This window comes from Mesorhizobium sp. RSR380A, assembly GCF_054719385.1.
Genome location: NZ_JBTTIB010000001.1, coordinates 2,973,625 through 2,992,906, shown reverse-complemented (window position 1 = coordinate 2,992,906; position 19,282 = coordinate 2,973,625). Strand labels below are relative to the sequence as shown.

17 protein-coding genes and 1 pseudogene are annotated in these 19,282 nt (G+C 63.7%); 10 read left to right on the top strand and 8 right to left on the bottom strand.

Annotated elements, in window-relative coordinates:
• The first annotated feature begins 119 nt into the window (after positions 1-119).
• Together ACYG9Z_RS14525 and ACYG9Z_RS14520 are read left to right on the top strand one after the other, a co-directional pair.
• Positions 120-1,184, top strand: a complete 1,065-nt coding sequence (locus tag ACYG9Z_RS14525; protein WP_156931569.1) for a glycosyltransferase — start codon at positions 120-122, stop codon at positions 1,182-1,184.
• A 191-nt stretch (positions 1,185-1,375) separates the two neighbouring features.
• Positions 1,376-2,908, top strand: coding sequence for a YifB family Mg chelatase-like AAA ATPase (locus ACYG9Z_RS14520; protein ID WP_023752358.1), 1,533 nt, complete (start codon positions 1,376-1,378; stop codon positions 2,906-2,908).
• A gap of 205 nt (positions 2,909-3,113) precedes the next feature.
• Here ACYG9Z_RS14520 and ACYG9Z_RS14515 read toward each other — a convergent pair whose 3' ends face one another.
• Both ACYG9Z_RS14515 and ACYG9Z_RS14510 read right to left on the bottom strand, forming a co-directional pair.
• A complete protein-coding gene (locus ACYG9Z_RS14515) occupies positions 3,114-5,285 on the bottom strand; it encodes a malate synthase G (RefSeq protein ID WP_023752359.1) in 2,172 nt (723 codons plus the stop codon).
• A 123-nt stretch (positions 5,286-5,408) separates the two neighbouring features.
• Positions 5,409-7,430, bottom strand: a complete 2,022-nt coding sequence (locus tag ACYG9Z_RS14510; RefSeq protein ID WP_023752360.1) for a hydantoinase/oxoprolinase N-terminal domain-containing protein — start codon at positions 7,428-7,430, stop codon at positions 5,409-5,411.
• Between the two features lie 195 nt (positions 7,431-7,625).
• Between ACYG9Z_RS14510 and ACYG9Z_RS14505 the strand changes: the two genes are divergently transcribed.
• The 3 genes and pseudogenes from ACYG9Z_RS14505 (at position 7,626) to ACYG9Z_RS14495 (ending at position 9,609) form a co-directional block, all read left to right on the top strand.
• Entirely contained in the window at positions 7,626-8,603 is a 978-nt protein-coding gene (locus ACYG9Z_RS14505) for a threonine ammonia-lyase (protein WP_023673293.1), read from the top strand.
• An 8-nt stretch (positions 8,604-8,611) separates the two neighbouring features.
• A pseudogene (locus ACYG9Z_RS14500) lies at positions 8,612-8,992 on the top strand (nuclear transport factor 2 family protein).
• A 17-nt stretch (positions 8,993-9,009) separates the two neighbouring features.
• Positions 9,010-9,609, top strand: coding sequence for a DNA-3-methyladenine glycosylase (locus ACYG9Z_RS14495; RefSeq protein ID WP_023728790.1), 600 nt, complete (start codon positions 9,010-9,012; stop codon positions 9,607-9,609).
• 4 nt (positions 9,610-9,613) lie between these two features.
• Here ACYG9Z_RS14495 and ACYG9Z_RS14490 read toward each other — a convergent pair whose 3' ends face one another.
• The 4 genes from ACYG9Z_RS14490 to ACYG9Z_RS14475 are packed head-to-tail and all read right to left on the bottom strand — an operon-like array spanning position 9,614 to position 13,318.
• Entirely contained in the window at positions 9,614-10,750 is a 1,137-nt protein-coding gene (locus ACYG9Z_RS14490) for an ABC transporter permease (protein ID WP_023752361.1), read from the bottom strand.
• Complete coding sequence (locus tag ACYG9Z_RS14485; RefSeq protein ID WP_023752362.1) at positions 10,747-11,667, bottom strand: ABC transporter ATP-binding protein; 921 nt, start codon at positions 11,665-11,667, stop codon at positions 10,747-10,749. The genes ACYG9Z_RS14490 and ACYG9Z_RS14485 overlap by 4 nt, the downstream gene beginning before the upstream one ends.
• Entirely contained in the window at positions 11,664-12,617 is a 954-nt protein-coding gene (locus tag ACYG9Z_RS14480; RefSeq protein WP_023752363.1) for an HlyD family secretion protein, read from the bottom strand. Before ACYG9Z_RS14480 ends, ACYG9Z_RS14485 begins: the two co-directional genes overlap by 4 nt.
• Positions 12,614-13,318 (bottom strand): CerR family C-terminal domain-containing protein, encoded by a 705-nt coding sequence (locus ACYG9Z_RS14475; protein ID WP_023726775.1) that lies wholly within the window; start codon positions 13,316-13,318, stop codon positions 12,614-12,616. The genes ACYG9Z_RS14480 and ACYG9Z_RS14475 overlap by 4 nt, the downstream gene beginning before the upstream one ends.
• Before the next feature lie 92 nt (positions 13,319-13,410).
• On the opposite strand from ACYG9Z_RS14475, the gene ACYG9Z_RS14470 reads away from it, so the two are divergent.
• From ACYG9Z_RS14470 to ACYG9Z_RS14460, 3 genes are all read left to right on the top strand, one after another.
• Positions 13,411-13,908 (top strand): CYTH domain-containing protein, encoded by a 498-nt coding sequence (locus tag ACYG9Z_RS14470; RefSeq protein WP_023726774.1) that lies wholly within the window; start codon positions 13,411-13,413, stop codon positions 13,906-13,908.
• 86 nt (positions 13,909-13,994) lie between these two features.
• A complete protein-coding gene (locus tag ACYG9Z_RS14465) occupies positions 13,995-14,933 on the top strand; it encodes a CHAD domain-containing protein (RefSeq protein WP_352804760.1) in 939 nt (312 codons plus the stop codon).
• 41 nt (positions 14,934-14,974) lie between these two features.
• Positions 14,975-15,775, top strand: a complete 801-nt coding sequence (locus ACYG9Z_RS14460; protein ID WP_023681276.1) for a C40 family peptidase — start codon at positions 14,975-14,977, stop codon at positions 15,773-15,775.
• A gap of 7 nt (positions 15,776-15,782) precedes the next feature.
• Here the strand turns inward: ACYG9Z_RS14460 and ACYG9Z_RS14455 are convergent, their stop codons facing one another.
• Complete coding sequence (locus ACYG9Z_RS14455) at positions 15,783-16,373, bottom strand: TetR/AcrR family transcriptional regulator (RefSeq protein WP_023673283.1); 591 nt, start codon at positions 16,371-16,373, stop codon at positions 15,783-15,785.
• 123 nt (positions 16,374-16,496) lie between these two features.
• Here ACYG9Z_RS14455 and ACYG9Z_RS14450 point away from each other — a divergent pair, with 123 nt between their 5' ends.
• Together ACYG9Z_RS14450 and ACYG9Z_RS14445 are read left to right on the top strand one after the other, a co-directional pair.
• Positions 16,497-17,324 (top strand): oxidoreductase, encoded by an 828-nt coding sequence (locus ACYG9Z_RS14450; protein WP_023673282.1) that lies wholly within the window; start codon positions 16,497-16,499, stop codon positions 17,322-17,324.
• Between the two features lie 64 nt (positions 17,325-17,388).
• Complete coding sequence (locus ACYG9Z_RS14445; protein ID WP_023703852.1) at positions 17,389-17,685, top strand: YciI family protein; 297 nt, start codon at positions 17,389-17,391, stop codon at positions 17,683-17,685.
• 142 nt (positions 17,686-17,827) lie between these two features.
• Here the strand turns inward: ACYG9Z_RS14445 and ACYG9Z_RS14440 are convergent, their stop codons facing one another.
• Positions 17,828-19,204 carry an adenylate/guanylate cyclase domain-containing protein gene (locus ACYG9Z_RS14440; RefSeq protein WP_023681273.1) on the bottom strand — a complete coding sequence of 459 codons (1,377 nt, stop codon included), beginning with the start codon at positions 19,202-19,204 and terminating at the stop codon, positions 17,828-17,830.
• Positions 19,205-19,282: the final 78 nt, after the last annotated feature.

Genomic DNA, 19,282 nt, shown 5'->3' with positions numbered 1-19,282 from the left:
CTTTGCCAAATTTCTCTCTGTCGAAGCGAGTTTTGCCCCGCACTCAAGATCGCAATTGCCGCATGTTGACCCTACAGCACGGGTATCGCCCTCCTACCAAATTCGAGATTGTCAGAGCCATGCTGCGTCATGGCCACAAACTCAGAAAAGGGCACCCTTCCGCGAATTCGCAACCTGCTCTTCAGGCCAGTTTGCTGTCTGACGATCCGTTCATATCCTATTCGGGAATGTCCGGTACGCCGCTCGGATTAGCAAGTCATATGCCTTTCCTTCCACGCGGCCACCGCGCCTGGTTTCTCATCTCGCCAACCTGGTCCATCGAAAACAGTGCTAGCGTCAAAACCATCCGGACCTATGCCGTTCTGCATAGACTCAAGAACCCCCGTCACTCGCTAATCTTCCTGTCCAACACTCAGGCCGAGGCTGATCTGTTGAATCAGTCCGGCGAGGCCGCCGTCCTGCACAACAAGACGTCAACAACCTCCGAACACATATTCAGGCCTCTCGATGACGTCCCTGTAGAATTTGATGCAATCTACAATGCGCAACTGGCTCCGTGGAAGCGCCATGACTTGTCGCTTGGCATCCAGCGTTGCGCATTTGTCTTTTATCGAGATTCAAGCGGGTCCTCTAGTATGGAGTCGGAAAGAGCAAGAGTAAATCGGCACAGGGAGCTCGCGCCGCATCACGTCTTTATCAACGAGTTTGACGGCACCGGCAAGCCTATCCGACTGGCGCCGGCTCAGGTGAACATGCATCTCAATCGTGCAGCCGTGGGAATTTGTCTCTCTGAAGCGGAGGGGCCAATGTTCGCCAGCACGGAATATCTTCTCGCGGGACTTCCCGTGGTCACGACGCCGAACCGTGGTGGCCGAGACCTTTATCTGGATGCCGACTATTCGCTTACAGTTCCACCCGATCCTCGATCCATCGCGGAGGCTGTCTTGGCACTGAAGGAGCGGCGAATACCCCGGGATTACATTCGTTCGCAAACTTTGAAACGAGTTGAACGGGACCGCGGGCGGTTCATAGACCTTGTAAATGAGATTTTTCTGGAAAGCGGCTCTTCGCGCCGGATCGCCATGCCCTGGCCTTTCCGATATCCTGTCATGGAGTGGCTTCCACCCCAAATCGCAATCGATCGATCGCTTTCAGGTGCGGTCGATGCCTTCGTCACCGCTTAGACGGCAACAGCCTCGGATTGCCGGAGGAACTCTGTCGCCCTCTACCGGGCACAACGCGGCTGCAACCAGCACGGCTGCGTGTTCCTGTAATGTTCTTGCCTTGGCCTGAAATCTATGGTTGTCTTGTCGTGACGTCGCTCGCGGCCTGAACTACAAGGTCGAGGCGAAGCCGGTTTCCGGGGGCAGGGCAAATGGTGGCGCGGGTTCGCACGGTTGCTTTCCAGGGCATCGAGGCCGTGCCGGTCGATGTCCAGGTGATGATCGCGCCGGGCAAGGTCGGCATGCAGATCGTCGGCCTGGCCGACAAGGCGGTGGCCGAAAGCCGCGAACGCGTGCAGGCGGCGCTCCATGCATCCGGCCTGTCGATGCCGTCGAAGAAGGTGACGGTCAACCTCGCTCCAGCCGATCTGCCCAAGGAAGGCAGCCATTACGACCTGCCGATCGCGCTCGGCCTGATGGCAGCACTCGGCGCCATTCCGGGAGACATGCTGGCCTCCTATGTCGTGCTCGGCGAATTGTCGCTCGACGGCACCATTGCCGCGGTTGCAGGCGCCCTGCCGGCGGCGATCGGCGCCAATGCCGAGGGCAAAGGCCTGATTTGCCCGTTCGGCTGCGGGCCGGAAGCGGCCTGGGCGGGAAAGGATTTCGACATATTGGCGCCGCGCAGCCTGATTGCCATCGCCAATCATTTTCGCGGCACGCAGGTGCTGTCGCGACCCGAGCCCGGCATTCATGTCTCGGCCCGCGACCTGCCCGACCTCTCAGACATCAAGGGCCAGGAAAGCGCCAAGCGGGCGCTGGAAGTGGCGGCGGCCGGCGGCCACAATCTCTTGATGGTAGGGCCTCCCGGCTCGGGAAAATCGATGCTGGCGCAAAGGCTGCCTTCGATCCTGCCGCCACTGGCGCCGAAGGAACTCCTGGAAGTCTCGATGATCGCCTCGGTGGCGGGCGAGCTCGGCGAAGGCAAGCTCACCGACCGGCGGCCGTTCCGCGCCCCGCACCATTCGGCTTCGATGGCGGCAATGGTCGGCGGCGGCATCAGGGCGCGGCCGGGCGAAGTATCGCTTGCCCATAACGGCGTCCTGTTCCTCGACGAGTTTCCCGAATTCACGCCGCAGACCTTGGATGCGCTGCGCCAACCGCTGGAGACCGGCGACTGCATGATCGCGCGCGCCAACCACCGCGTCACCTATCCAGCGCGCATCCAGCTGGTGGCGGCGATGAACCCGTGCCGTTGCGGCATGGCCGGCGAGCCCGGCTATCGCTGCCTGCGCGGCGAACGCTGCCGCACCGACTACCAGGCGCGCATTTCCGGCCCGTTGCTCGACCGCATCGACCTCAGGATCGAGGTACCGGCGGTCTCGGCCGCCGACCTGATCCGGCCCGACCGAGCGGAGAAAAGTGCCGCCGTCGCCCAGCGCGTGGCGCGCGCCCGCACCATCCAGCGCGAACGGTTCGAGCGGCTCGGCGTGACCAGCGCGACCACCAACGCGCATTGCTCGCCTTCTGTTATCGAGGACATCGCGATGCCGGATGCCGCCGGCCTGTCTCTGTTGAAGGACGCCAGCGAAAAGCTCGGCTTTTCCGCGCGCGCCTATCATCGGGTGCTGAAAGTGGCGCGCACGCTGGCCGACCTCGAAGCCAGAGAAACCGTCGGCCGCATTCACCTGGCCGAGGCGATTTCCTACCGCATGATGTCGGGGCGGGTGGCGCAGGCGGCGTAACGCTCCTCCTTGAGGGGAAGGTGGCCCCGAAGCGGCAGGGTGGGGGTCGCCGAAGAATGGTCGATCTTTTTGGAGCCGAGCCGAGAAAGGGCCTCTGCAATGACATTGCTTGTAGTGTCGTCCGAAGGGAGTCGCCGCACTTCACGCAGGACCCCACCCGGCCCTTCGGGCCACCCTCCCCTCAAGGGGGAGGGAAACGCAGGCGCTAATTCGCCCGCTCTTTCGCCTTCAGCTCCAGCCGCCGTGCGTGCAGCACCGGTTCCGTATAGCCATTCGGCTGTTCGCGGCCTCTAAACACCAGGTCGCAGGCGGCGTGGAAGGCGATGGAATTGTCGAAATCGGTGGCCATCGGGCGGTAGAGCGGGTCGCCGGCATTTTGGAGGTCGACGATCGCCGCCATGCGCCGCAGCGAATCCATCACCTGGATCTGCGAGCACACCTTGTGGTGCAGCCAGTTGGCGATGTGCTGCGAGGAGATCCGCAGCGTGGCGCGGTCTTCCATCAGGCCGACATCGTTGATGTCGGGCACTTTCGAGCAGCCGACGCCCTGGTCGATCCAGCGCACGACATAGCCAAGAATACCTTGCGCATTGTTGTCGAGTTCGCGCTGGATCTCGTCGGGGGTCCAGTTCGGCCGCACCGCCACCGGCACCGACAATATATCATCGAGCTTCGCCTTCGGCCGGCTCTTGAGCGCCGCCTGGACGGCATGGACATCGACCTTGTGATAGTGCGTGGCGTGCAACGTCGCCGCCGTCGGCGACGGCACCCAGGCGGTGCTGGCGCCGGCCTTGGGATGCGCGATCTTCTGTTCCAGCATCGCCGCCATCAGATCGGGCATCGCCCACATGCCCTTGCCGATCTGGGCATGGCCGGCCAGCCCGCATTCGAGCCCGGCGTCGACATTCCACGCCTCATAGGCGGAAATCCAGGCGGCCTGCTTCATGTCGCCCTTGCGGATCATCGGGCCGGCTTCCATCGAGGTGTGGATCTCGTCGCCGGTGCGGTCGAGGAAGCCGGTGTTGATGAACACGACGCGCTCCTTCGCCGCGCGGATCGCCTCCTTGAGGTTGACGGTGGTGCGCCGCTCCTCGTCCATGATGCCCATCTTGATGGTGTTTGCCGCCATACCGAGCAGCGCTTCGACGCGGTCGAAAATCTCGACTGCGAAGGCGACTTCCTCCGGCCCATGCATCTTCGGCTTCACCACATACATTGAGCCCGCGCGGGAATTCATCCGACGCCCGTTGGCGCCGACATCGTGCAGCGCGATCAGCGCCGTCATCGCCGCATCCAAGATGCCTTCCGGCACCTCGTTGCCATCGCGGTCGAGGATGGCCGGATTGGTCATGAGGTGACCGACGTTTCGCACCAGCATCAGCGAGCGGCCAGGCAAGCTCAGCGCGCCACCACTGGGCGCGGTCCAGGCGCGGTCCGGATTGAGCTTGCGCGTGAAGGTTTTGCCGCCCTTGCTGATTTCCTCCGCCAGATCGCCCTTCATCAGGCCGAGCCAGTTGCGGTAGACGATGACCTTGTCCTCGGCATCCACCGCCGCGACCGAATCCTCGCAGTCCTGGATGGTGGTCAGCGCCGATTCCAGGATCACGTCGGCAATGCCGGCCGGGTCGGTGCGGCCGATCTGGTTGGTGCGGTCGATGAGGATCTCGATGTGCAGGCCGTTCTGGACCAGCAGGATGGCTTCCGGGTTGGCACCGTCGCCGCGATAGCCGGCAAATTGTTTCGGGTTGGCCAGCGTGGTGCCGCCGGCGCCAGCGCCGAGCCGCATGGTGCCACCCGAAACCGTCAGCCCGTTCACGCCGGCCCATTTGCCCGAGGTGAGCGGCACGGACTCGTCCAGAAAACTCTTCGCCCAGGCAACCACCTTGGCGCCGCGCACGGGGTTGAAGCTTTTGCCCTTCTCGGCGCCACCGGTCTCGGCAATGGCGTCGGTTCCGTAGAGCGCATCGTAGAGCGAGCCCCAGCGAGCATTGGCGGCGTTGATCGCATAACGCGCATTCATCACCGGCACCACCAGCTGCGGCCCGGCAACGCTGGCGATCTCGGGGTCGACATTGTCGGTCGTCACGGAGAAGGCCGGCCCTTCGGGCACGAGATAGCCGATCTCACGCAAGAAGCTTTTGTAGGCCTCCATATCGATGGGCGCGCCATTGGCGCGGTGCCAGGCGTCGATCTGTTCCTGCATGGCGTCGCGTTTGGCCAACAACGCCCGGTTCTTCGGCGCGAGATCATGGACGATAGCCGAAAAGCCGTTCCAGAAGGCGTCGGCGGCAATGCCGGTACCCGGCAGCGCTTCGCCGACAAAGTCATGCAGTTCGCGGGCAATCCGCAATCCGGCGATCTCGACGCGATCGGTCATCAGGGCTTCTCCAGATGAAAGGCTTTGCGGCCTTTGGCATGTCAGGGGTGAAGGGTCAATTCAGCTTAGGGTGAAGGCGGGGAATTTGAAGCTGCTGATCTCTCCCCTCGTGGGGGAGATCACCTAAACCGCAATCCTCGGCCGACCCGATGCAACCGCCACCACATGCGCTTCGATAAACATCCGTTGGGCCTCAACCGTAGACACCTTGAACTCGGTCGAAACGTCGATCTCGGCATTATCCGTGCCGGCATCCTTCGCGCGCGCGGCTACGATCGCCCGCACATCAGCCTCCGCTGCCGCGATCGCCTCGGCCTCGTCCGTGAAGTCGCGCACCGTTTGCCCCGACGCCAAACGAAACAAACCTTCCCTGGGCTGGCTGACGCGGGCTTCGGCGGAGACGCGGACCTGGCCGACGACAGCGCCGAGCGCGTTGGCGACATCAGTATCCTCCGGCACCACGCACTCATTACCGACCAGCTCGGCCAAGCCGGCATAGTGCAGCGGCGCCGAGGCGCCGAGGCCAATGACCGGACGATCGAGCGCGACGCTGAGCCTTGCGATGCCGGGATGGGAATCGACGGCGCGCTGCACCAGCGCATGCGCGACGGTGGCGGCGCCATCCAGCCCATCCTCGGCAAAGGCTGTCTCCAGAATGTATTCGGCCGACCAGCGCGTGAGCGTCAGCAGCACGCGTTCGGAAATCACCTCCGGAGACGGCGCGATGTACTGGCCTCGCCCATCACGCTTGCGGGCAAACAGTTCGGCGCCGAGCCGGGCCGCAAGCGGGTCCCAGTTGGCCTGCTTGCCGAGCACATGGGCGGCGTCCGAGGGGGTGAAGCCCGAGATATGCACAAGACCGCGCGAGACCAGCCGGTTCAGCGTGGCGTTCTGGGCGTTCGAGGTGAGCAGCCTGTCGATGGCGAGCGGCACGGCACCAATCAGTTCATACAGTTTCGCCTCGGGCGCGGTCAGGCCGGCGGCGAGCCTGTCCGGCACGCCGGTGCGCAACGCAAAGCGGCCGTCCATGCGGCCGGGGTTGGGCGCCCTGAGCTGGCGCTCGAGCTCCGATGTCACGGAAACACCATGCATCATGCCGGCCAGCGCCAGTGGCACCAGGCGGCGCGGCCCGAGCAGGATCTTCGGGTTGAGCGCGCCATCTTCCAGCGCCACTTCGGAATCGCCGCCGAGGCCGAAGGTGCGCATGGCGACCGCCTCGACCATGGTGCGGAAGCCACCGACGGTGGCGCCTTCGGGGTCGAGCCGGGGCCGGCCACCATCGAGCACGGCGACATCGGTGGTGGTGCCGCCAATGTCGGACACCATGGCGTTGTCCAGGCCCGTCATGTGGCGGGCGCCGACCAGGCTGGCGGCCGGGCCGGAGAGGATGGTCTCGATCGGCCGCTGGCGGGCAAACGCCGCCGAAACCAGCGCGCCATCGCCGCGCACCACCATCAGGGGCGCTGCGATGTTGCGGGCTTCCAAAAATCCGTCGGTTGCCGCCACCAGCCGGTCGATCATCGAGATCAGCCTGGCGTTGAGCAAGGTGGTGAGCGCGCGACGCGGACCGCCGAGCTTGGCCGACAATTCATGGCTGGCGGTCACCGGCAGGCCGGTCTTTTCGCGGATGAGGTCGCGCGCGGCGAGTTCATGCGCCGGGTTGCGGGTGGCGAAATAGGCGCAGACGGCAAAGCCCGACACCGAGGCGCCGAGTTCAGGGAGTGCTGCTTCCAGCCCCGACAGATCGAGCTTGGCCGCATTGCCGTGCACGTCATGGCCGCCCGGACAAAACACCACCGGATCGGTGCCGAGCGCCGTCTTCAGCCCGTCGCGCGCAAGGTCGGCCCCGGTAAAGCCGATCATGATGAGCGCCACACGCCCACCCTGGCCCTCGACCAGCGCATTGGTGGCGAGCGTCGTCGACATCGACACGAGTTTGATAGCGGCCGGATCGGTGGCGGATTTTCCCAGCACCGCATCGACCGCGCCGGAAATGCCGACAGCAAGATCGTGCCGCGTGGTCAGCGCCTTGGCCTTGGCCAGCACCTTGCCTTTTGGCCCGCCTTGTTCCGACCACAGCACGGCATCGGTATAGGTGCCACCGGTGTCGATACCGAGAAACAGGGGTTTTGGCTTGGCGGTCATGTCTGGCGGTCCGGGATTCTGCTCCCCCGCCCTTAGCCGATACGGCCCAGCTGATAAAGGCGGGAGAGGTGGGCCAGTTTGACCCTCGTCGCCGCTCATGCCCGCCAAACTTTGTAACGGTCACATTTTTTCATTGGTGCGTGGCCTGCCTTTGCGTGCACCATGCGCCGATCTCATCCCTTTCAGGACTTCGCCATGACCACGCTTCCCGGGATCGCCGACATCCATGCCGCCGCCGCGCGGCTCTCCGGCCTGATCGCCGAAACGACCTTGATCGAATCGCTGGAACTCAACAAACGCTTCGGCGGCCGCATCCTGTTCAAGCCGGAGACGCTGCAGCGCACCGGCTCGTTCAAATTCCGCGGCGCCTACAACAAACTGTCTTCGCTGAGCGAAGAAGAGCGCAGCCGCGGCGTCGTCGCCTTCTCCTCAGGCAACCATGCTCAGGGCGTCGCCGCGGCGGCTGCCATGTTCGGCGTCAAGGCGGTCATTGCCATGCCGGCCGACGCGCCGGCGATGAAGATCGCCAATGTCCGCAAGATGGGCGCCGAAGTGGTGCCGTTCGACCGCTTTCGCGACGACCGCATGACGGTGGTGCGACCCTACATGGACAAGGGCATGGTGCTGGTGCCTCCTTTCGACGATCCGGCCATCATCGCCGGCCAGGGCACGATCGGTCTCGAACTGATGCGCCAGGCAAAAGCGCTCGGCGTCAGCCTCGATGCGGTCGTCATTCCCTGTGGAGGCGGCGGCCTGACGAGCGGCATTTCGATCGCCGTCAAGGATGCCTCGCCGGCCACAGCAGTCTGGGCCGTTGAGCCCGAGCATTTCGACGACACCCGCCGCTCGCTGATCGAGGGAAAAAGGGTTTCTAACGAGCCCGGCCACAGTTCGATCTGCGATGCCATCCTCACCGCAGAGCCCGGTGCCATCACCTTCGAGATCAACCGCAAGAACCTCGCCGGCGCCATCGCCGTCTCCGACAAGGCGGCCGCACAGGCGGTGCGCGACGCCATGGCCCATCTCAAGCTGGTGGTCGAACCCGGCGGCTGCGTGGCGCTGGCGGCGCTCTCGTCAGGCGAGATCGAACTGTCGGGCAAATGCGTCGCCGTCGTGCTGTCAGGCGGCAATGTCGATTTCACCACCTATGCCGAGATCATGGCCGCGGCCTGAGAACCGATATGGCAGACGCTGAGATAAGGGCGGCTCTCGATCGCCATTGGGCTGCCTCCGATGCCAATGATCTGGAGACGGAGCATCAGATCTATCGCGAGGACGCGGTGCTCGATTATCCGCAATCAGGCGAGCGCATCAGCGGACGGCACAACATCCAGTCGTCGCGCGCCACGCAGCCCAACCGGAAGCGCTTTGCCGTGCGGCGGATCACCGGGTCAGGCGACCTCTGGATCACCGAATATGTCCTGACCTATGACGGGATTCCGTCCTATACGGTGAGCATCATGGAGTTCGTCGATGGCTAGGTGGTTCGCGAGACCCAGTATTTCGGCGATCCGTTCGAGCCGGGGCAGTCGCGCGCGCAATGGGTCGAACGGATACCTTGAAACACGGCGGCGGTAGCATGACCGGCCACCATCCGCTCGATCGTGCCGAACTGCCTGATGATACGGCCGATCTCGCCCGCTATCTCATCGGCAAGCTCGTGGTGCGGGAGCTGCCGGAAGGCATCGTCAGCGGCCGTATCGTCGAGACCGAGGCCTATGTCACCGGCGACGCCGCCGGGCACGGCTATCGCGGCATGACGCCGCGCAACCGTTCGCTGTTCCTCGGGCCCGGACACGCCTACGTCTACCTCGCCTATGGGGTCTCCTGGATGCTCAATGTCTCGAGCGAGGGGCCGGGCACCGGCACCGGCGTGCTGATCCGGGCGCTGGAGCCGCTCGAAGGCATCGCCATCATGCGGCTGAACCGGGGCGTGGAGCGCCTGCGCGACCTGGCGCGCGGGCCGGGGCGGCTCGCCCAGGCATTGCGGATCGACCGTTCGCTGGACGGCCTCGATCTGTGCCGCCAAGGCCCGCTATGGCTGGCAGCCGACGAGCACGAGCCCGGCGACATCGGCCAAGGCATCCGCATCGGCATCACGAAGGATGCGGACCGCCCGCTGCGGTTCTATGTCAGGGGCAGTCCATTCGTCAGCGGTCCGCGATCGCTCAATTCCTGAACGCTCAGTCGAGCGTGCGCCTGAACCGCACCAATGCGACGCCGGCAAAACAGGCCACGAACCCGACCAGCCAGGCGATCTCGCCCGCAACCGCCGGCAGTTCAGCGCCCTTCAGCATCACCGCGCGGGTAATGCGCAAAAAATGCGTCAGCGGGAAAATCTCGCCGAAGGTCTGCGCCCAGCCCGGCATGCCGCGATAGGGGAACATGAAGCCGGACAAAAGGATCGACGGCAGGAAGAAGAAGAAGGTCAGCTGCAGCGCCTGCATCTGCGTGCGGGCGATGGTCGAGATGGTGTAGCCAAGCAGCACCAGCGCCAGCACGAACACCAATACGGCGGTAAGCAGCAGCGACATCGAGCCGGTGAAAGGAATGGCGAACAGAAGCTTCGACGCCGCCAGCACCACCACCACCTGGACGCCACCGACCACAAGATAGGGCAGCACCTTGCCCAGCATGATCTCGAACGGGCTGGACGGCATGGCGAGCAGGTTTTCCATCGTGCCGCGCTCGGTCTCGCGGGTCAGCGCGATCGAGGTCATCATCACCAGGGTCATCTGCAGGATGACGCCGAGCAGGCCGGGCACGATGTTGTATTGCGAGATGCCTTCCGGATTGTAGCGCTGGTGCACCACCACATCGAGCTGGCCCCTGGCGGCCTCACTCGCCGCCTCCTGCATGCCTTGCGCCCGAAGCAGCGCCTGGCTGGCCACTTTGCTTAGCGTCGAGATGGCGCCGCTGGCGGCGGCCGGGTCGGTGGCGTCGGCCTCGATGAGTATCTGCGGATTGTCGCCGCGCTCCACCCGGCGGCCGAAATCGGCCGGGATGGTGACGACGAAGGCGACATCGCCGCGCGCCATCAGGAATTCGGCAGCCTCGGCACTTTGCGCGACATGGTCGAAGCGGTAGTAGCCGGTGGTCTGCAGAGCCGCGACAATGGCGCGGGTGTAGGGGTCGTTGCTGGTCGCCACCAGTGCGGCAGGCAGGCTTTTGGGATCGTTGTTGATGGCGTAGCCGAACAGCACCAGCTGCAAAAGCGGCACGCCCAGCATCATGGCGAAGGTGATGCGGTCGCGCCGCATCTGGATGAATTCCTTGATCAGCAGCGCACCGAGCCTGGCGAAGGAGAAGACGCTGTTCATGCCATATTGTCCTTCGAGCCGGACATGAACTGGATGAAGACGTCCTCGAGGCTGGTCTCGCCGGGTTTTACGCTGACGCCCTTGTGCTCCTTCTCGACATCGGCGAGCGCCTTTTTGAGCTTTGCCTTGTCGGAGCCGACGACATGCAGCGTCGCGCCGAACGGCGCCACCTGGTCGACGCCGGGCCGGTCCCTGAGTGCATCGGCGACCTGGTCGAGGCGCGGTCCGTGCAGCACGAAGGTGGTCAGACCGGCATTCGTCACCACCTCGTCCACCGTGCCGGTGGCCAGCATCTTGCCGTAGGAGATGTAGCTGATGCGGTGGCAGCGCTCGGCCTCGTCCATGTAGTGGGTGGACACCAGCACGGTCAGACCGCCGCTCGCCAGCCGGTGGATCTCGTCCCAGAATTCGCGCCGCGCCTTCGGATCGACGCCGGCGGTCGGCTCGTCGAGCAGCAGCAGCTTCGGCTTGTGCATGATGCAGGCGGCCAGTGCCAGCCGCTGCTTCCAGCCGCCCGACAGCGTGCCGGCGAGCTGGTTGCGGCGGCTCGTGAGGCCAAGCTCTTCCAGCGTTTTCGACACATGCTCCTCGACCGGCTTCAGTCGGTAGAGCCGCGCCACGAATTCGAGATTCTCGCCGATCGTCAAATCCTCGTAGAACGAGAATTTCTGCGTCATGTAGCCGACTTCGCGCTTGATGAGGAGCGACTCGGTGCGGATGTTGAAACCCAGCACCGTACCTTCGCCCTCGTCGGGCGTCAGCAGGCCGCACATGATGCGGATGGTCGTCGTCTTGCCGGACCCGTTGGGCCCGAGAAAGCCGACGATCTCGCCCTCGGCCACCGTCATCGTCACATGGTCGACGACAGTCTTGTCGCCGAAACGCTTGACCAGGCCATGAACGTCGATGGCGTTCATTTTGCGGAGGCCGCCAGCTCGACATCGACGATCTGTCCCGGCTGCAGCGCTTGCGCCTTGCCCTCAGGCCGCGCCTCGACGAGGTAGACCAGCTTCTGCCGGTTCTCGAGCGAGTAGATCACCGGCGGGGTGAATTCCGGGTCGGGCGAGACATAGCTGACGCGCGCCTTCACCTCCGGCCCGCAGCCGTCGCAATGGACGACAAGCAGCGTGCCGACCTTGATCGACGAGAACGCACTTTCCGGGACATAGACGCTGAGCTTTACCGCACCGTCCGGCAACATCGAAATGACAGGCGCGGTCGGACCGGCGGTGTCGCCGGGATTGCGGATGACGTCATTGATGCGGCCGGGCGAGGGTGCCGCCAGCACGCGCTTCGATAGCCGCCACTCAGCCTGTTCCAACGCCGACTGCGCCTGTTTGACCTGATTGTCTGCCGCCTTGATCGTTTCGGGACGCGCAGGCAGACCGCCGACGGCGAGGTTGGCCTGCGCCTGGCCGACCTGCGCATTGGCGGTCTCCAGCGTCGCGGCGGCGGTGTCGTAGTCGGCCTGCGTGCCGGCACCGCGCTTGAACAGGTCGGCGGCGCGGTCGTATTTGCGATTGGCATCCGTGGCCTGGGCCTTGGCCATGTCGACCTCGGCCTTCAGCACCGCGATCTCCTCCGGCCGCTTGCCGATCTGCAGGTCGGCCAGCTGCGCCTGCGCCTGGGCGAGCGCGGCCTCTGCCTGGGCGACGGCGATTTTTGCGTCGGCGCTTTCGAGAGTCACCACCGGCGTGCCTGATACAACACGGTCGCCGCGCTTGACCGCGACGGTCTCGACCTGCGCCACTTCGATCGGCGCCAGCAAGACATAGTCGCCCTCGACATAGCCGACGGCAAGCGGCGCTGCCGGCGCGCAGGCGCCGAACAGCTGGGCTGCGAGCGGCAGGGAACAGAGAAAACTCATCGCTTGCCCTCCTTGCGGGCGACCGGATTTCGGGCCGCCAGTATGGCGCCAAGATTGCTTGTGACCGCCGCCGCCACCTTGGCGGCTTCGGTGTTACCGATCTCGCGCCAGCCCATACGACGCATCACTGCTTCGCGGCCGATGCGGAAATAGATGACCTGGCCGATCAGCGTGAAGACCACGAGCTTGGTGGCCTCGCTTTCGGCCGGCTCGCCCGTCGCCTGTTCCCAGATCTGGCAGAGGCGGCGATGCGTCGGTTCGAACACCCCGTCATAGATGCGGTCGAGGGCGGCCGTCGGATGCGACAACTCTCTAAGTACGAATTGTACGATCTCGCCCGCCTCCGGCCTGGCGACGACAAATCCTACCATCCGCTCCAATGCGGTCGAGAGCTGCGCCCGCGCCGTCTCTGAACTGGCTTGACCTTGCAGCTGCATGCCGCCGAGCGCCTGGCCGGCAACCGCCTGGATGGTCTCAACGATGTGGTCGGCGGCGGCCCCGCGCAGCCCTTCCTTGCCGCCGAAATGATAGGCGATGGAGCCGATGTTGGCCTTCGCCTCCGCCGCGATCTCGCGCGTCGAGGTGCCGTCGAAGCCCTGCCGCCCGAACAGTTTGAGCGCGGCCAGCACCAGTGCGGCGCGCGTCTGCTCGGCGGGCGATGTCTCCTGGCGGGGCATTTTGTCGGGCGCGGATTTGATCATGTCGGCGTGTTTAATCAATCGATTGATTAAAGTCAAATTGATTATCTACGGCCGCTTGCCATGTCGGGCCGCAGACGCTTTAGTGCGCGGCCATGGGCAAGGAAGTCGAACGCAAGTTCCTGGTCTCCACCGCCGAATGGCTAGAAATGGCCGAGGCAAATATACGCATTCGCCAGTTCTACCTTGCCGCAGCACCTGGCCGCACCGTGCGCGTGCGCATCAGCGACGGCAGTTCGGCGAAGCTGACGCTCAAATTCGGCAGCAAGATCCGCGAGCGTGACGAATACGAATATGAAATTCCACTGGCGGACGCAGAGGAGATGCTGGCCTTCGCCGTCGGACATGTCATCGAGAAGACACGCCACCATGTTAGGCATCGCGGCTATCTCTACGAAGTCGATGTTTTCGGCGGGATTCTAGCCGGCCTTGTGGTGGCCGAACTGGAGACGCCGGAGGATGTACCTGACGAAATGCTGCCTGATTGGCTCGGCCGCGAAGTGACCGGCGAGCAGAGATTTTACAACGCGTCGCTCGCCCTAGAGCCGGATGATTTTAGGTCGGGTCGACCTAAAATCGGAATCCGGCTCTAAATCAAAAGAGATGGACCATGATGTCGTCCGAAAACCGCTTCACACTTTTCGGCATCATGCTCTAGGGGGATTCCGGAGATCGCCGCATGAGCTTTCGCATCGATCCGCGCCTGCCGCTGACCGGCGAGGTCAGGCGTATCCTTGGCGAGGAGATCGGCAAGGCGCTTGCCCATCTGGCCGTCGCGCGCGACCAGCCGGAGCAGGCATTGCACAAATGCCGCAAGCGGCTGAAGAGCGCGCGCGCCTTGCTGCGGCTGGTCCGTTCCGGAAATGAAACATTCTGTCGGACTGAGAACCAATGCTACCGTCAGGTGGCGGCGCTGCTTGCCGGGCCGCGCGAGGCGACCGCGCTGGTCGAGACCGTCGACCGGCTGGCAGCCGCCTTTCCCGAGCAGGTTGCCGGCGGCGGCCTCGACAGCGTGCGCGACCGGCTGATTGCCCGCCAGCATGAAACGCATGCCGGCGCCGGCCTCGACGCCGCCATAGGCGCGGCCACCGCCGCCTGCGAGGAAGGCCTCATCAGGATAGAGCGGCTGCTGCTCCCCGATCTGCCTGAGCATGCAGCCGATGTGCTTGCGGAAGGCGCTCGCAAGACCTTGCGCCGTGCCAGGAAGGCGCTGGACCGGGCGGGATCGCGCGGCGAAGCAGAGGATTTCCACGATCTGCGCAAGGCTGCCAAGACCCACTCGATGCATTTGTCGCTGCTCGGCCGGCTGTGGCCGACGCCGATCAAGGTGCGGCGCAAGGCGGTCGACGAACTGGGCGAAAGGCTCGGCGAACTGCACGACGTCTTCGTCATGCGCGTGTTGCTCGAGGCCGACGGTGAGCCGCTCGGCGATGCGCAGGATACAAGGCTTCTTGGCAAGCTTTTGAAGCGCTCGGAAAAAAGCCTGAAGAAGAGCTGCCTCGCCGGAGCGGCCGAGCTGTTCGGCGACAGCCCCAAGCGCTCGACAAAGAAACTCGCGCGCAATGCGCGCGACGACCTCGCCGGCCCGGTATTGTCGAAAGAGGTCCCGGTCGGTTGATCATGGCCGAGGACGTCACCTCGTGCTAGTCACACTTTGCCATGACCGCGCCGCGCGACACGCTTCTCGACCGACTTGGCCGCTGGCTTGCCGGCCGGCTGCAGGACGAATCCTCGGGCTATGAGCCCTACACGCCGTCCGACGCCGAGACGTTGCGGCGCACGCTCGAACCCGGCGACATCCTGCTCATCGAAGGCAACCAGAAGATCTCCGCGGCGATCAAATACCTGACACAGTCGACCTGGTCGCATGCGGCCTTCTATATCGGCGATGCGTTGTCCGAACCGGAGGACGGATCGGAACGGCGTCGGCTGATCGAAGTCACGCTCGGCGAAGGCTGTGTCGCCGTGCCGCTGTCGCGCTACCGCACCTACAACACCCGTATCTGCCGGGCGAGCGGGCTGGCGCCGGAAGACCGCGACCATGTCGTCGCCTTCATGATCGGCAAGCTCGGCCTGAAATACGATCTCAAGAACATCTTCGACATGCTGCGCTTTTTCCTGCCGACGCCACCGGTGCCGGTGCGCTGGCGCCGCCGCATGCTGGCTTTCGGTTCCGGCGATCCGACGCGCGCCATTTGCTCGACGCTGATCGCCGAAGCCTATGGTGAGATCCGCTACCCGATCCTGCCCGAGATCACCCGCGCGCCCGGCCGCGCCTCGGCGCAGTCGAACTATTCGCGCCGCGAAATCCTGCACATCCGCCACCACTCGCTCTACACGCCGCGCGACTTCGACCTGTCGCCCTTCTTCCGCATCGTGAAACCGACGCTGGAATTTGGTTTCGACTACCGGGCGGTGACCTGGGAAGATAGGGCCGCTGAGGCGAAGGCCGCCGAATAGCAACCATTCAAACCGGCGCCGATGGCGAGTGGCGCCCTATGAGATCATTCGAGACAGTGTCGATGATCTCAGCGGAAAGCGTCGGATCGGGCACGACGCGGGAGAGGATCACCGATCCGACCATTTCCGCTAGGAATGCGATCGCGGCACTCCGCTTCGCGGCCGGGTCGCTTCCCGGCAGGAGTGAAATGATCAACGCGACATAATTGCTGACGATGCTTCCGAAGAACGATCGAAGCGCTGGATCGTCGTGCCGGGCGGCATCGGCCGCCAGTGCGGTGAGGCTGCATCCGTGCCCCGGATTGTCGCGATGATGGTCCGAGATGTAGTGGCGCACGAGCGTCTCAAACGGAGTATCGGTCGAAGCGAGCCGGGCGGATAGATCGGCGCTCATGTCACTGAAGGCCCGCTGCATGGCCTGAACGATGAGGTCGTCCTTCGACTTGAATTGTCGGTAGAAGCCTCCGTGGGTAAGCCCGGCCGCGCTCATCAGATCGGCAATGCCGATCCCGTCGATCCCTTGTTCGCGGAAGAGCTTTGCGGCGGTATCGATGACCCGCTCTCGATTTAACTCGACCATCTCCTTGCTCACCTTCACGACCGCATCCTCTCCTATTGATGATGATCGACATATAAGACGTGGCGGAGGCGCTTGACAATGATTGCGGCGGTCATTATCACCCAATGATTACGATCATAATCATTACGCAGGAAAGTTGAGATGACACAAGTTCAGTCGCGCGCCGAGAAGATCGCGCTGATCACCGGCGCTTCGGGTGGCATCGGGCATGCGGCCGGACTTGCGCTCATCCGGGCGGGGTATCGCGTGTTCGGCACCAGCCGCCGAGCTGCGCCCAACGAAGTGCGTCAGGGCATTCACATGGTCCCTTGCGACGTCACCGATGATGGGTCCGTCAGAGACGCCATCAAGCAAGTTGTCGCCCTCGCCGGCCGGATCGACGTACTGGTAAACAATGCGGGCCGCAGCCTGATCGGCGGCGCCGAGGAATCATCGGTCGCTCAAGCCCAAAGCCTGTTCGACATAAATGTCTTCGGCATTGTTCGCATGACCAATGAAGTGCTGCCCATCATGCGCAGACAGGGCGAGGGCCGGATCATCAACATCAGTTCGGTGTCCGGTTTCCTGCCGGGGCCATTCACCGCCCTCTACACCGCCACCAAACACGCAGTCGAAGGATATTCCGAGTCGCTCGATCACGAACTTCGAACGTTCGGCATCAGGGTTTCCCTTGTCGAGCCCGCCTTCACCCGCACCGGACTGGAAGAGAACGCCGAACAGCCTGACCGGATTTCCGGCGTCTACGAACAGGGGCGCTCAGCCATGAATTCGACCTGGCGCAACAGAATCGCGAGCGGCGATCCGGTGGAAGCCGTGGCCGACAAAGTGGTACAGGCAGCCACCGAAAAGACGCCGAGCATGCGCTATACGCCTGGCAAAACGGCAGGCCGTCTTCGCTTCATGCGGCGCTTCGTGCCCGAAAACATGTTCGACAAGAGCTTCCGCAAGCAGATGGGCGTGGCCGATTGATCTAAAATCAAGGCATCGCCAGGCCAGTCCGGCAGGCGAGCCTCCTTTCGCCGAGGAGCGACGAATGAAGTCCTATTTGTGCAAATATATTCCGCCGCGTTCCGACTTTCTGGCAACGATGACCACCGATGAGGAAGAGTGGATGAAGCAGCACGGAGCATTCCTGGATGACCTGCTTGAAAAGAGGCTTATCGTCGCGCACGGCCCCGTGATGGACCCGGCTGGCGGTTATGGGGTGTCGCTCTATCGGATTGCCGATGATCTGGACATAGAGGCGATCACCTCGGAGGACCCGATCGTGAAGAATGGCGCCGGGCACTACGAACACCATCCGATGCTGCATTTGAAAACGCACGGCTAACCATTTCGACCAAACCGCATCGATGCGGCAGCGAAAGTCGCTCTCGAACGGGCCAGCTTTGCGCACGCTGGCGGGCGCGATCCTGTCGAGGTTTCTGGCGTCCATCCTGCCGAGGTGCAGGCGTCTCACATGGCGGCCTGCATCACGCCGAAACCGCAATAGCGCCCTGGTTTTCGGCTCTGTGTTCGACCCAGACATGGACCGGTTCGTCCCGGCCGCGGATGCTAACCGGTCCATGATCGCGCGCATTCAGCTGTGTCCCGAGCGATTCCGCCTTCGCGGCCTCGATCAGTCGTGACCCAAAGCAAATATTCGCCTGAAGCTCCCGGCAGAGCGCCTGCAAACGGCTGGCGACGTTGACGGTGTCGCCCACCACCGCGAAGGACAGGTTGCGCTCGCTGCCGACCGCGCCGAGGACGACGGCGCCATATTGTGCACCGATCCGAACGTCCAGCGGCGGATATCCTCTGGACACACGCTGGACATTCCAGTCTTCGATAGCGGCGATCATCGCTTCAGCGCACCGGATGGCCCGGGTTGCGTCGTCATGGCTGGCTTGCGGAACCCCGAAGGTCGCCATGATGCAATCGCCGATATAGTTGTCGACGGTGCCATGGTGGTCGAAGACGACCTGCTCCATGCGACGGTGGAACTGACGCAGTAGTTCGAACACTGCTTCGGCCGGATGATCCTCGGAATAGTGTGTGAAGCCGACGATGTCGGCGAACAGCACCGCGATATCCTGCCGGCGGACCGGGCCGAAGGGCTCGTCATCCGTGGCGAGCTGGTCGACGACATTGGGCGAAAAATGCCGGGCGAGATTGGCGCGGGCGCGCTCCGCCTTGACATAGTCTTCCGACAGATGTCGGGAACGAGAGACGACCAGCGCCATGATCGCGCCGATAATCAGCACAACCAACACATTGGTCGCCTGCGCGAACGTATCGACGAAATTGGGGTTGAGATAGAGATTCAGTCGCTCTGTCAGCGGCAGCGAATAGAGGTTCGTTGCCGGAATGACGGTTCCCGCATGAAAAACCACCCATCCCACCCCGATCGTCCACGTCAAGGCCGCGAGCGCGCCGAGATAGAGCGCCAATCGTGTCGAAAGGGTCAGCGCGCCAAGGCATACGAAAATCAGCAGGAATTTGAAGCTGCCCTCGCGCAGTTGCATCGCGGCCGGCGCGACCTCGAGGGAAAACGGGTTGGGCGTTACCAGCAGAACGGTCAACAGAATGATGTCCAGCGTACCGACGAGGTAACCGATCCACCATGGCGCGTTGCGACGGCGCGCAAAGCGAAACTGGATCAGGCCGACGAGTTGGAACAGCGCGAGGCCCGCCAGCACGAAGAGCAGCGAGGCATCCCAGCGGCTGATCAAGGAAAAGAAGCAGGAGATCACGGCGAGCGATGCCGTGCGCGCCCAGAACTGCAATGCAGCACCCTGGCGTTCTGCGCGCTCCCGCAAATTTTTCAGGCGCGAATAGCGGCGAAGTTCAAGTGTTGGCGCGGTCGGCATAGGATCACTTCGATTTTGCGGGGACGGTCACGCATTCGGCAAACCCGCCCCGTACAGTCTGGCAAATCAGCGCGCGAA